At 43.9% G+C, this 13,512-nt stretch carries 12 protein-coding genes; 3 read left to right on the top strand and 9 right to left on the bottom strand.

The window, feature by feature from the left end; translation table 11 throughout:
* Nucleotides 1-35: 35 nt before the first annotated feature.
* Nucleotides 36-299 (bottom strand): GrxA family glutaredoxin, encoded by a 264-nt coding sequence (locus KI743_RS15875; RefSeq protein WP_032548707.1) that lies wholly within the window; start codon nt 297-299, stop codon nt 36-38.
* Nucleotides 300-735: 436 nt separating this feature from the next.
* Here KI743_RS15875 and KI743_RS15870 point away from each other — a divergent pair, with 436 nt between their 5' ends.
* The gene (locus KI743_RS15870; protein ID WP_285467233.1) at nt 736-2,016 is read left to right on the top strand and encodes an iron-containing alcohol dehydrogenase; all 1,281 of its coding nucleotides are present in this window, start codon (nt 736-738) and stop codon (nt 2,014-2,016) included.
* A 69-nt stretch (nt 2,017-2,085) separates the two neighbouring features.
* On the opposite strand, the gene KI743_RS15865 is transcribed toward KI743_RS15870, so the two are convergent.
* From KI743_RS15865 to KI743_RS15845, 5 genes are all read right to left on the bottom strand, one after another.
* On the bottom strand, nt 2,086-2,940 hold the full coding sequence (locus KI743_RS15865) for a MurR/RpiR family transcriptional regulator (protein WP_285467231.1): 855 nt from the start codon (nt 2,938-2,940) through the stop codon (nt 2,086-2,088).
* 370 nt (nt 2,941-3,310) lie between these two features.
* Nucleotides 3,311-4,954 carry a pyridoxal-dependent aspartate 1-decarboxylase PanP gene (panP, locus tag KI743_RS15860; RefSeq protein WP_285467230.1) on the bottom strand — a complete coding sequence of 548 codons (1,644 nt, stop codon included), beginning with the start codon at nt 4,952-4,954 and terminating at the stop codon, nt 3,311-3,313.
* 133 nt (nt 4,955-5,087) lie between these two features.
* A complete protein-coding gene (locus KI743_RS15855) occupies nt 5,088-5,615 on the bottom strand; it encodes a hypothetical protein (RefSeq protein WP_032548712.1) in 528 nt (175 codons plus the stop codon).
* A 207-nt stretch (nt 5,616-5,822) separates the two neighbouring features.
* Nucleotides 5,823-6,728, bottom strand: coding sequence for a lysine exporter LysO family protein (locus tag KI743_RS15850; protein ID WP_285467229.1), 906 nt, complete (start codon nt 6,726-6,728; stop codon nt 5,823-5,825).
* Nucleotides 6,729-6,762: 34 nt separating this feature from the next.
* Nucleotides 6,763-7,683, bottom strand: a complete 921-nt coding sequence (locus tag KI743_RS15845; RefSeq protein ID WP_285467228.1) for an HDOD domain-containing protein — start codon at nt 7,681-7,683, stop codon at nt 6,763-6,765.
* 364 nt (nt 7,684-8,047) lie between these two features.
* Here KI743_RS15845 and KI743_RS15840 point away from each other — a divergent pair, with 364 nt between their 5' ends.
* A complete protein-coding gene (locus KI743_RS15840; protein WP_150868835.1) occupies nt 8,048-8,629 on the top strand; it encodes a TfoX/Sxy family DNA transformation protein in 582 nt (193 codons plus the stop codon).
* Between the two features lie 118 nt (nt 8,630-8,747).
* Here the strand turns inward: KI743_RS15840 and KI743_RS15835 are convergent, their stop codons facing one another.
* The 3 genes from KI743_RS15835 to KI743_RS15825 all read right to left on the bottom strand — a co-directional run bounded on the left by KI743_RS15835 (nt 8,748) and on the right by KI743_RS15825 (nt 11,911).
* Nucleotides 8,748-9,290, bottom strand: coding sequence for a hypothetical protein (locus KI743_RS15835; RefSeq protein ID WP_032548717.1), 543 nt, complete (start codon nt 9,288-9,290; stop codon nt 8,748-8,750).
* Nucleotides 9,291-9,477: 187 nt separating this feature from the next.
* Nucleotides 9,478-9,975 carry a response regulator gene (locus KI743_RS15830; RefSeq protein ID WP_285467226.1) on the bottom strand — a complete coding sequence of 166 codons (498 nt, stop codon included), beginning with the start codon at nt 9,973-9,975 and terminating at the stop codon, nt 9,478-9,480.
* Nucleotides 9,968-11,911 (bottom strand): ATP-binding protein, encoded by a 1,944-nt coding sequence (locus KI743_RS15825; RefSeq protein WP_285467225.1) that lies wholly within the window; start codon nt 11,909-11,911, stop codon nt 9,968-9,970. The genes KI743_RS15830 and KI743_RS15825 overlap by 8 nt, the downstream gene beginning before the upstream one ends.
* Nucleotides 11,912-12,096: 185 nt before the next feature.
* Between KI743_RS15825 and KI743_RS15820 the strand changes: the two genes are divergently transcribed.
* Nucleotides 12,097-13,359: a DUF945 family protein gene (locus KI743_RS15820; RefSeq protein WP_285467224.1), complete on the top strand. Its 1,263-nt coding sequence runs from the start codon at nt 12,097-12,099 to the stop codon at nt 13,357-13,359.
* Nucleotides 13,360-13,512: the final 153 nt, after the last annotated feature.

Here is a 13,512-nt window from a genome sequence, read left to right as displayed (position 1 = left end):
CGTCAGGCTTAACCTATTTTAATCAACGCTTTCGATTAATCGAAAAGACCTAGGTTTGCTTTTGCGTATGCTTCGAAGTCATCACAGCCACCGATGTGCTCTTGGTCTACGAAGATTTGAGGAACAGTTTCAACAGGCTTACCTACAGTTTTCTCTAGGTCAGCTTTGCTGATGCCTTCTGCGTGAATGTCAACATAACGGTAGTTGAAGTCATCGCGCTTAGCTTTAAGAGTCTCAGCGTGCTCTTTAGCACGAACACAGAATGGACAAGCAGGGCGACCAAAGATTACTACAAACATTTCATTTCTCCTAAATACGGGATGAGGCTCGTTAACCCAAATATGTTAACTATTCTTAAAGGGATACGACTCAAAATTCTTAAAACCAACTATGCCTCAATGCTATGGGGAAATAAAGATGGAATTGCCTGTTAATGCGATAGGTTTTACCTATCAGCTTAAATAATATTCACCAACACCTCCGCTTCCCTCTAATGCCCTCGCTAGACGCAAGGAGATAGGGTACAGAATGTGAATCAGCGCTAATAATCTGACTTTGAGGCGTTTTTAATGCGACAAGTTGCACCGAGTCAAAAAAAATCGATTCAGTTACGGGCATCTTGTAGTTAGATAAATCATATAGCATTCAAATAAACAGATAACCGCATAGAAGTTTTAGCAAACCACAACAACAAAGAGTTCGTAGTATTGTTTGGTCATAGGCGCAGGAGGCACCATGTTTCAATTTATGACATCTACAAAGATCATCTTTGGTGAAGGAGCATTACCGTCTTCACTGTCTCAGTTTAATCAGTATGGCTACAGTGTGTTACTGGTGACTGGGAGTAACCTAGACAGAACCACGATTGTTACCGAATATCTCGACGCACAGAGTATGCGTTATCAGCACATCGCCGTGTCGGGTGAGCCGAATATAACCATGGTCGAAGAGGCCGCCACTTCTGCACGCCGCTTTAAGCCCGATATGGTGATTGCCATGGGCGGTGGCAGCGCAATTGATATGGGGAAAGCCTTGGCGGCGATTTTGCCCAATCAGGGCAATGTGTATGACTATGTAGAAGTCGTTGGACGCAATGTGCCTTTGAAGACGAAGCCATTACCTTTCATTGCGATCCCAACCACGGCAAGTACCGGGGCTGAAGTCACCAAAAATGCAGTACTAAAGTCTGGACAAGATCAGGTCAAAATCAGTTTACGCAGTCCGGATATGCTTGCAGACGTGGCTATTGTCGACCCAACACTTACCTATGGTACTAGCTTGTATCTGTCTGGCCGCGGGGCAATGGATGCCTTTACTCACTTAATGGAAGCCTATGTTTGTGGCGATCCAAATCCACTCACCGATATGATTTGTGAAGAAGGGCTAAGAAAGTTGAGTGCGTCGGTGGTGAAAGCGTGTGTAGAAGACCAACCCCAAGCTCGCGCTGATCTGGCGTTTGCGTCGATGCTAGGTGGCATGGCAATTACTAATGCTAAATTGGGCGCAGCACATGGCTTGGCATCGGCATTAGGCGGAAAGATACACGCGCCACACAGCATCATTACTGGTCGTTTGGCGCCTTTGGTGATGCTTGAGAATATAGAAGTCGCTAGAGAGCAGGATCGCGACGATATCTTGGCTCGCTATCAGCGTATCGCTGCAATCGTAACAGGCGATGAGAACGCAATTGAGGAGCAGTCAGTCAGTTGGCTTTCAGAGTTACTCGAGACACTTGAAATACCGAGCCTTCTTCACTTTGGTGTGTGCAAAACGCCGTTTGAAGATGTTGCTGAGGATGCAATGAAGTCGGTAGCGATCAAGGGAAATCCCCTGCCACTTAATAAGGCGCGACTGGTACACATCTTAGAGAAGGTTTGTCGCGACTGCAGTTGTGATTCTTCACAGATACAGCATAAGAGCTACCGTGAAAGCGGAACGGAATCGAGTTTTACGATAATCAACTCTTTAGCTTCGGAAAACAGCGTCGTCGAAAAGGGCAATAGCTGGACGATATAAAAATTAATAAGTTTGATAAAACAAAAACGGAGCCTTGAGGCTCCGTTTTTTAATATGTCTACAGACAGTTTAGAACTGAGAGTATTTCTCGTAGCGTGAATCACGCAGTGACTCTTTAACGCGTTTTAGGTTTTCGCGGAAACCAGTGCCACGACGAAGCGTGAAGCCTGTCGCTAGAACATCGATAACTGTCATCTGAACTACGCGACTTGCCATTGGCATGTAAACGTCAGTGTCCTCAGGCACGTCCAGGGAAATAGACAGTGAGCTTGCCTTATCCAGTGGAGATTCTTTAGCCGTGATGGCGATAACTGTTGCGCCATTTTCACGAGCTAGGTTCGCAATTTCAACTTGGCTCTTAGTACGGCCTGTGTGTGAAATCAGAACGATAACGTCGTTGTCGCTACAGTTAATGCAGCTCATACGTTGCATCACGATGTCTTCAAAACAGGTGATTGGGATATTGAAACGGATGAACTTGTTTTGAGCATCTCTTGCAACAGACGAAGACGCACCCAAACCAAAGAAAGAGATGCGCTTAGCTTGCGTTAGCAGGTCAACCGCACGGTTTACTTGCATTGAATCTAGGCTATTTTTAGCCACATCTAGGCATGCCATTGTCGATTCGAAAATCTTGTGCGTGTAAGCATCTGGGCCATCATCTTCTTCAACGTTACGGTTCACATAAGGTGTTCCGTTTGCCAAGCTCTGCGCTAGGTGCAATTTGAAGTCAGGAAAGCCTTTCGTATCTAAACGACGACAGAAGCGATTAACAGTAGGCTCACTCACATCGGCCATTTTTGCCAATGTAGCGATACTAGAATGAATAGCAGTTTGAGGGGAGGCCATAATGACTTCGGCGACTTTACGCTCAGACTTGCTGAAATTTTCCAGGTTTTTTTGTATTTTTTCTAATGTATTCATAGTGTTCACGAGGGTATAGAGAACAACTTGCTAGTTAATATCCGCTGACCAGGGGAGTGGCTGAAACAAATAGCAGTGAAGAGTTATCAAGCAAAAAAAAGCTACAACGATAATGCTCTTTAGTACTGCCGTTTCAAATAGATATACTTTTAACTAGCACCATAGGATAAGTATAAACCTAACACACTATTTACTAATACAAAAACACGGGATGAATGCTTCAGAATATGACAAACCTCAACAAAATTTTAGAAAACTACAAAACTGGAAGAGGATTTGAGTGAAAAAAGTGCAAATAGGCGTGGAAATGACGTGTTAGTTACATCAAAAAGAAATAAATTTTCAATCTGATGCAACTAAATTTGAATAACTATGAGTTAATCTTACTGACTAGTGCTGTGATCTTACCCATTAGGTTCGGAGCTAGCTTAGCGATTTCGCGCTGCTCCTCTAACACTGAGGTTAGGATCTCATTACCCGTTAGCGGGTTGGCAAGAACTACACGGAACACGATGATGTGTTGGTGTGACCAAGCTTCAGGGTTAAGACGTGTACGAGACACAAAAGACTTACCCGTTTCACGCTGTTTCTTCTGAATGAACTTCGTCAATTCGTTGAGCAGTTCGTTAAGTTCTGTACGGTCAGCGTCATCAGCTTTTTCTAGAGCTAGTTTAACGCTTTCAGGCACATAACGGTAAGTCAGAAGGCATAATTCAGGCTCAGAAACGAGCTCGAAGTCACTTTGCTGTTTAATAAGGTCGGCAAAATAGCGTGCCTTATTAATGCTTTGGTCGATCAGTAGCTCGTAACCTGGACGACTAATGATGTGCATGGCTGCGTACACAAGCATCGCCATACCAGAGCGAGAGCCTTCTAAAGTATGGCTTCCTAGGTCTTTTGAACCTTTACGTAGAATGTACTGCGCGTGGTGTTCAATGGCCGTCATAGCGTCAGGCTTCTTGAATAGCACCATACCCGCACCCATAGGGATGTAGAGCTGTTTATGCGCATCAATCGTCACTGAGTCTGCCAATTCAATACCATCTAACAGATGACGATGGTTGTTCGACATAAGCGTTGCACCTCCCCAAGCAGCATCTACGTGGAAGTGACACGCTTCTTCGGCACAAATTTCAGCCATTCTCTTCAGTGGGTCAATGTTGCCGGTTTCTGTTGTACCCGCAACACCGATTACTGCAAACGGCTTGATGTTTTTACTTTTTAGCTCAGTGATCTTACGCTTCAGATCTTCGGTACAAATCTTATTGTCGTTATTAGTTTTAACCGACACAAGACCTTCTTGACCGATACCCAGTACGTCTGCGGCTTTTTTCAGAGAGTAGTGGCCACGTTCAGAAACCAAAATCGCTAGACCTTCATAGCCGTAGTGCTTCATAGCCTTAAACAGGCCTTCTTTCTCAACGCCCTTAAACTCGCCTTGTGCCTTAAGTGCATTGTTACGTGCAACCCAAAGTGCGGTGATATTAGCAATCGTCCCGCCGGAGCAGAAAGCGCCCAATGAATGGTTAGCACTGTGCATCCAGCGAGAGTAGAAGGTGTCGTCTTGCTGGTAGATAAGGCGGTGCAGCATCCCCAGCACTTGACGCTCAAGTGGTGTGAATGCTTTTGAAGTTTCGATCTTCACTAAGTTCTGATTGAGCGCAATCATGATCTTTGAAAGCGGCATCAAGAAGTACGGCAGAGCCGACGTCATATGACCAATAAAGCTTGGCGCTGATGTGTGAACTGAGTGAGAAACGAGTGAATCGAGTAGGTGCTCGGTATGTTCAGAAACAAACTCTGGCTGCTCTGGGATATGAGCATTAGAAAAGTCCTTCTCAATCTCACGGAGCGGCTTCTCTTCAGCCACGATGTGCTCTCGTAGAAATTGATTCAGGTTTTGTGACAGTTTGTCTTCGATTTGTGTAAGTGTTGAGTCTGGACCTTCTGGTACCGTGAAGATACGCAGTAGGCTGTCAAAGCTTACATCTGCTGTTTTTTGTTCCGTAACCATAGCAAGCGAGTTATTTTTCTAATATTGACGCGAGCGGGACAATCTAAACGAAAACGGGCACAAAGTCCCGTCTTAATTATGAAATCCCACTTCCCATAAACGTAACTTTCTAGAAGAAGTCACGTTTATGTCGCTATTTACACTGAGTATTTTCTACTTTAGCGATAGATTGGTTGTAACGTTGAAGGGCAGTATCGATCTGTTTCGGGTGGCTCAACAGCTCTGCAAATGCAGAACGTAGCTCGTAGTTTTGAGCGTGTGGCTTAGACTGACGATCATCGAAGGTTGTCTTTGCAATTTTGCCTAGCTCATCATCACGCTGTGATAGTGCTTTGATGTCATGCTGTTCCAGCTTCAGCCAACCTTCAACAGATCGCTCCGTAGCGACTTTGCTTGAATCGTTTACTAGGTAGTAGCGAACAGCAGCACGGTTTAATTCAAAGTGGTGCTTACGGCCTTCAAGGAACCACTGACTCACTTCTTTAAGCTCTGGGTATTGAGCTGAAGTTAGATCAGCAAGATCTGAGTACCAGTTTAGAGATGCGTCGATGTACGCATCGTATTTTTCAGCAAGACATTGTTGGTTTCCAGTTAAGCTCTCTGCTGCAAAAGAGAAAGTAGAAGTTGATGCTAGCAGTAGCGCGACACAAAGGCGTTTCATAGTGGTTCCTTTTTGGGTTTATTCTTTTTAGAACTAATTTTTATGTAGAACTATGTCTTCACAGATTACCGTGGTTAGTATTTGTTGAGCAACGACACTTAATGTCTTTTTATTTCGGTAACTGTTTCAGTATCTTGGGCAATTTCAGTGTATCGAGTACAGAGACACCGACGCATTCTAATGGAAAATAGGTGCCATTCCTGCGATCTAGTTAGCAAGAGATACAAAGAATAGCATCAATACCGGAACTAACAGGCTCAAAATGAAGCCACTGACAATCGCAATAGGTACACAACGTACACCGCCGGTTGTCTGTATCACGGGAAGGGTGAAGTCCATCGCTGTCGCGCCCGCATATCCAATAGAAGTACAAGGGTAGCTTCGTATCAACATCGGGATCACAACCAGAGCGACCAATTCACGTAGTAACTCCAACATAAAAGAGGCGCCGCCATAAACAGGACCAAAGGCGTCCCCCATTAAAATTCCGGCAAGTGAATACCAACCAAAGCCAGATGACATTGCTAAAGCACGAAACAGCGGGATATCTAATAGGTAGGCTGCAATCACCCCTCCTAGCATGGAGGTAACGATAATAGTGGCGGCAATCACCATACCATGTTTGTTCAAGAGAATTTGGCGTAGTGTTAGGCCACTGTTTCGAAGTTGAATACCAATAAAGAACAGCAGTGCGAACAGAATCCACTCGCTGGCTGTATCCACCCAGCTCAAGCCGATTGGCAGTAGCAGGCCAGCAATAAGACCGGTACCAACCACTAGAATCAATTTGGCAGATTCGAGAGCCATAGAAGAGAGTGGTAGTTTCTTCTGACTACTGTCTGTTTGAAGTGGAAGGGCCTTATCAATTAAAGGCAACGCCAGCAGATTGCACGCGCTTAGGCAGACGAAGAATGTTGCAGTGTAGAGCAAAATCGTTTGTAGGTTGCTACCTAGGTTGTCGAGTGCGGCGAGGCTTAATCCCATTAAACCAAGAATGACGTATATCAGAGAAGACGTAGCACGATTAATCGTATCCAGTGTCTTTTCATTAGAAATAGAAAATAGGTACCCCACCACAAGTGGGGCAAAAATGAAGATCATCCCTGTAAACATGATTCCCTCGATGCTGACTTAGCGGTCTATCGCCTTATAAACCGCTGGCACTGATAACGTCGTTAAGCTGTCCGTGGAACTCATTGTCATTTAAGTTACTGAGTTGATAGAGAACTTCAGCACCAGTGACGTTAAGTTCGACTTCGTGAGAGTCGATGTTTTCATCATTGTTTCTAAACATCAAGAGATGATTAGCAATTCGTGCAATATCGAGGTAAGAAACGTCTTTCTCACTGTTTATAGAGGACTTATTCGAGGAGACATCAATAAAATCACTATCAAATCCCCACTGTTTCAAGACCAATTGACTGGTAGCAGAACATTGGGTCTGGAAGATTTGCAAGGCGATGTCTTGGTCGAGGTAATTACCTCTCTCTAAGTAATTGTGATACTCGCTAACCAAACAGAACAGGCCAATATCAGCAAGTAAGCCGACCAATAGGGCTTTTTCTTGCTCTAGGTAGCTGTACTCTTGTGGCTCGTACTCTTTAAACTGGTTTGTAACCAACACCATAGTTGCGCCAAGCTCTTTTGAAATCGACGCACTTTGTCTTAGCAACTGATTACAATCTTGGCTTAGATTGACGCTGTGTTTGAGTTGTTCAATCGCTTGTGCGGTCACAATGTCGCGAACGCGCAGAATCCCGAGACGAGAAACGGCAGTCATGATATCGACACAGGTGATGTTGCGGCGGTTGAACACCACGGAATTGGCAACACGAATCACTATGGCTGTTAACCCTGGATCCTCTAGCAAACATTTTGCTACATCGGCGATTCCTGTTGATTCGAGGGTACAAAGTTTCTGAATTTTCAAAACCACATCTGGGATGGGAGGTAAGTTGATTTTACCAGAGGCAATAGAGCTACTAACCAGTTGTGCGAACTCAGTTTCAAGTCCTTTGAGTAGAAGTGCTTTGTTCTCAGGAAGCCAATAGAAGGATAAATGATTCATATAGAGAGAGTAAATTGTAAGACGGTTCCAGTTTACAAGCCGCAATGCTGCCGTGCAATAGTACAAAAGCAAAAATCAGCTTTGGCTAAAAACAACTAAATTTGAACCGGGATAACACTAGGCGTCAAAATGAAAGCGCCAAATAATGGCGTAATGTGATACCAGTCATGAAATTTTGTGATAATCAATTGATTGCTGTGAGCTAAGTCCAGACTTAATTTTCTTTTCGAAGTATGATTTATTTCAAAGGTGGAAAGCAACTCATAATATCCACCTATATTTAGAACATTTTATTTTCGCATACAAAAAGCTGCTTATCTGGTGATCGTACTAATCGGGGTAATTTGATTAAGGATCAATGGATATGACCGAGACAGCATTTATTAATTACGTAAGTAAGTTTGGTGAGCACCAAAAACGTTCAATGTTTGGAGGTACTGGCCTCTTTCAGAGCGATGCGATGTTTGCATTGATTAGCGAAGGTTGTTTATTTATTCGCGGTGGTGAATCGTTAGATGAAAAATTGACGGATCTAGACTGTGAAAAATATCGCCATGTCAAAAAGCAGACAACAGCCACTGTAAATTACTACGATATTACCGATCTGTTTACGTGTGAGCACCCTGAGCTGGATAGCATTATTCGAACTTCTATCGATAATTCAGTTCAACAACGTAGTTTCAAAAAATCGACTGCTAGCCGCCGTTTACGCGACCTACCTAACATGCAACTCACGTTAGAGCGTATGGTTAAAAAAGCGGGCGTTGAAGATGTCTCTATGTTCATGCAATTAGGCGCATCCGAAGTTTTTAGTAAGGTTCGTAAAACTTACGGTAACGATGTAGACCTAAAGTTACTTTGGAAATTTGCTGGTGCAATTGATGGTATTCACTGGAAACTGCTTCAAGAACCTCGCAAACAACAGCTATTGAAGAGCTGCCACTAGAATCCACCTATATGCTTAAGATTATTCAATACAAATAAAAACCGAGGACATAATCCTCGGTTTTTGTTTATCTATTCAATCGCTTACTTAGTTAACCTTGAGGGAAGCCTAAAGTTTATTAGAACTTGAAGCGAGTAGTGAACATGATTTGATCACCGTAGAAGTCGTTGATACGAGCTTCAGCACCTAGAGAGAATAGTTCTGTAGAGTGGAAACGAGCGTAAACAGAACCGATCCAATCATCGTTGTCATCGATAGATACGTAACCCGCTTTACCACCAACCTCAAGTTGTGGACCTAACCATTGACGGACACCTAGGTTCAGCTCCATACCCAGATCAGTAGAGCTAGAGTCTTCTGGCTGTACGATACGCATTAGCATTTCACCAGTAAGGTCTGCCCAGTTGTTGATTGGAGAGTGGAAACCAAGACCAACGCCAGAATCGAAATCGCCTTCAAACTCAGAGTCGATACGTGCTACAGCGTGAGCATTTGGGTGGATTGACTTACTGAACGCGCCACCGAAAGTAACTGGGCTTGCGCCGATACGAGCTTCAAAGTAATCGTAGCTAAAGTTGCTCATTACTTGTGGTTGGTCATCGGCTGCAAATGCTTGGCTAGATGCCAGAAGCATAGCGGTAGTCAGTAGAATTTTACGCATAACGACAGTAAACCTTTATTAATGTTAATTCCCTGTGTCTGCACCCAGTGGCACAAACAATAAATATCGAGACATTCTAGTCTAACTTGTAGAAAAGTAATCCTTTTAAATGTCATTCATTTGTCATTTAGCTAAAAAGTAAGCAAATTGAGTGCCATTGTGCAACTTTGATTGCTAGATTTGCAGTCTACTCGCCAAAACTGGTGCGTTTATTCGCCATAGTTGTAAGAATTCTTTCGGTATCGAGGATCGCTGTCCATTGCAATAAATTGTCGTCTTCTTGAATCACATAGTCGGTCAGTTGTTGGGTAATGGTGGCTCTGAGTTCGTTACCACGCCAAGGTTTCGAGATGTAGAAGTCGAGCGCTGCGTTATTGATTGCCGTTACCGTGTCTTCCAAACCCGCTTGCCCAGTCAAAAGAAGTTTACGAGTGGGTTGAGTTGAAGGCTCTTGGTTCAACTCAATCAGAAAATCGATGCCGGTTTTGTCAGGCATGATGTGGTCGCAGAGTATCAGCGCCAATTTCACGCCGTCTTGTTGCATCTCTTTGATCACTTCTTTTGCCTCGTCGACTGACTCTGCGCCTTCAACCACAAAATCGTCTTCAAATGGTGCAAGGTCTTGAAGGACACTATTGAGCACTTCTGGCTCGTCATCAACACATAGTATTAGGTACTTATTCATTTGAGGCTCCTTGTGAATCGAGAGGTAACCATACCTGCATTGAGGTATAGCTGCCCGGCTCTGAGTCAACAGTAATGAATCCGCTGTGCGCAGTCACAATTTGTTGGGAAATAGAAAGTCCAATTCCTAGACCGAAGTTTCCTTCCTTCTTGGTTGTGAAATTGGGGCTAAAAATGGTTTCAAGATTGGCGTTGTCGATACCATGTCCGTTGTCCTTTATTTCGACAACCCAGTAAGCTTGTTGGTCACGGTGTTTTTGAGACGTTGTAATCTCAATTGTGCCGCGCTCAGGTAAGGCATCCAATGCATTAGACAAGAGATTGGTCCAAACTTGCTGCAACGCCAATGGCTGGCAAAGCAGTCGAGGTAGGCTACTGTCGTAGTGTTTTTCTACGTTGTGAACCTTCAGCCTGTTTTCAAAAATTACCAGCGTATCTTCAAGTCCTTCATGAAGGTCAGCATGCAGTTTGGCCTCGTCGTCTTGCCTTGCGTAACCTTTAAGGCTTTTGACCATATCCGCAATTCGCTTGCTGCAAACATGGATCGAGCGAATAGAGTTTCCAACCAAATGGTAATGCTCTAAATCGTTGAGCAACTCTTTGGCTGCTGTAGGCGACTGTTGTAGTGTCTCAATCACCTGCGGTTGGTCGGTTAGATTCAATTTCACCGCTTTCTTCGCCATTGCGCGGTCGCTAATTGTTGAAGAGAGGGCTTTGACTAAGTCTCTCTCTTGAGCGGTCGAAAGTGGTTTAGATTGCTTGGCTGTGTCGAGTACTTGAGTGGCCAATGATGAATTCGGCAGGGTTGAATTCAAGAGAATCGAGTCAAGATTATCAGCAAGTGTTTCGATACTACGTAGTATTGCGGCTATAGGGTTATTCAACTCATGGGCAACACCTGCAACTAGTTGGCCAAGCATCGCCATCTTCTCTTTTTCAATCAGTTGCTGGTGGGCAGACTCAAGTGACTCCAGTGTCTCTTGCAGGCGAAGCTTGGTGGTAATACTGCGCTGCAGACGACGGTTGAAATGGCGCAGTAGTAGATTGGTGAACAGTGGTAATAGGGTGCTGTTCGAATGCATCACTTGTGAGAATACATCCCGGTCTAACTTGATAACGTGCGTTGGCGTTAGCGTAATCGCGGTAGAAAAAGAGGGCTCACCAGTCACAAAAGACATACCGCCTACAATGTTCCCTTTGGTGTGTCTTACTACTTCACGTTGCTGACCTAGCTCATCTTTTTTGTATAGAGCAACTTCACCCTCAGTGATAAACCACAAGAAACGGTTGTCTTCTCCCTCCTTGGTCAACAAGTGATCAGAAGAGTAGGCGCGGATAGCTTTGGTTTTATCATCTTGAGAGAAGAAATCTTGCAGCGCGTTAACGACTTTCTCTGCCAAAGCGGCATCGGAAAGTTGATGGAAGTCGTGAATAAAGCCAGATTGGAATGAACGTATTTTCTGTTCGATGTGAGCACGCAAGATTCGCTGCTGATCTAGCACTTGGCTATAAGTGAGTAGGTCGTCTGCCGCGTGTTTGATGATAAAAGACGTGAGCTCCTTTTGGGCAGACTTGAACAGCACTTGGTCTGGAACGGGTTTGGTCAAACAGTGATTCAAGCGTCCTTCATTGACAGCCGTTAAGATAATTTGGATATCTGACGATGCGCTAACCAAAATCGTACGCGCCGTATTAGTATGAGGCAGTTGCTCGAGCTCGATAAGGAACTGAACGCCATCGAACTGAGAGTGATGATGGGTAATCACCAAAGCGACGGTTTGGTGGTTGTCGTGAATGTCTTTTAAAGCCTGATGAGCTTCGTCAAGATCTTCGGCCGTGTAGATATCGAACGTCGCGGAAAGTGGCGCGAGTTCAATCCTTATTCGCTCAATGCTAATTGGATTATTATCTAAACAAATAACAGCGTATTGATTCACGTTTTTCCCTCTATAACTTCCCTAGCCATAGAGTACCAATATGCGTCAGTAAAGGATGAGAGCTAGTTGGTAATTTGTTGAGCTGATTGAAGTATTCAGCAATAGACTGATTTAACTCAATGTTTCCTGATTGCTATTGTTAGGTTAGACTGAGTATTACAAACGATCGTAATTAAAGAGAACACATGGAACAGCTTAGAAAAATCGGTGCCATTGGTGGCGCCATTTCATTAGCACTCTGTTGGCCACTAGCCGTTGGCCAGATTGGGCAGAATGCGATTACAGATGGTATCGCAACATTGAACAGTTCTAGCATTCAGGCTGAAATTGTTGATTACGACCGCGGCTACTTCTCATCAAATGTAAAAACACGCATCACGATTATCGATGAGAGCCTAAAAGAGCAACTAGCCATTGATGGCTTGCCAACTGAATATGTTGTTAACAGTGACGTTAGCCATGGCCTGATTGGTCTTGATGCGCTATCGACTCTGGAAGACCAACCGGATCTACCATTGACTCTGACTACGAGCACTGAGTTGAATGGTAACACCAGCTTTAACTTAGAACTAAGCCAGTTGAACCATCAAGGTACAGCTGAGAATGAAACCTCAGTTTCTATTACTAAGTCGACAATATCTGGCCATGCAACTGTACTGGGACAGATTGATTACAAGCTTGATATTCCTTCTATTCAGATTGATTTCCCATCTGGCGAAGAGATGACGTTATCTAACCTGAAAGGTGTGGGAGAAGGTAAACAAGCAAAGGGCTACTGGTTAGGTACTCAGAACTTCACCATTGATTCGTTTGCTGTAACGGATGCGCAAATGCAGCCGTATGTGTCTATTCAAAACTCTCAATACGATTTTGAATCACACCTTGATGAGGCAACGAAACGCCTGCGCAGTAATCTGAAACTGAACATTGCATCGATTCAAACCAGCGACGGTGAGGTGAACAACCTTAATGTTGATTTTGAGATGGATAAGCTAGATAGCCAATCTTTCGAGAAAGTGTTTGAGATTTATCAGTCAAACCCTGTGCTCACGCAGGAAGATATTGAGCAGATCATTCCTTACATTGATACCCTGTTCGCAAAAGGTTTTGACCTTTCGATGAAGAACATCTCGTTGGATTTGGGCGAGGGTGAGTTTCACTCTAAGTGGCTAGTCAGTGTTCCAGAAGGCACCGAAAACATTAGCAGCGATCCAAGCCTTATCATCCCAGCTCTAAAGGGTGACATTAGCTCGAGCTTTTCTAATGAACTGGTACAAGAGTACCCATTTATTCAGGAAGGCATCGACGAATTGATCGTTATGGAGATGATTGAGCAAACGGAAACTGGCTACGAAATTCACGCTGCACTAGAAAATGGAAATTTAGTCTTTGAAAATGGGCAAGAAATTCCATTAATTGCGCTGTTAATGCCTGCTTTAATGCAGTAATTTGAAGCACAAGCATCGTGAATACGCCTATTAGCTAGCCAAAGCTAAGGTTTTTAATCGATACACAACAAAAGAGGTCTGTAGACCTCTTTTGTTGCTTTTTATGTTGAGTAAAACGTGGTATTACTTGCATAGATATATCGATTTACAGTT

Source organism: Vibrio sp. D420a (assembly GCF_030248625.1).
GTDB classification, from domain to species: Bacteria; Pseudomonadota; Gammaproteobacteria; order Enterobacterales; family Vibrionaceae; genus Vibrio; species Vibrio fortis_A.
This window is presented reverse-complemented; position numbering and strand designations above follow the sequence as displayed.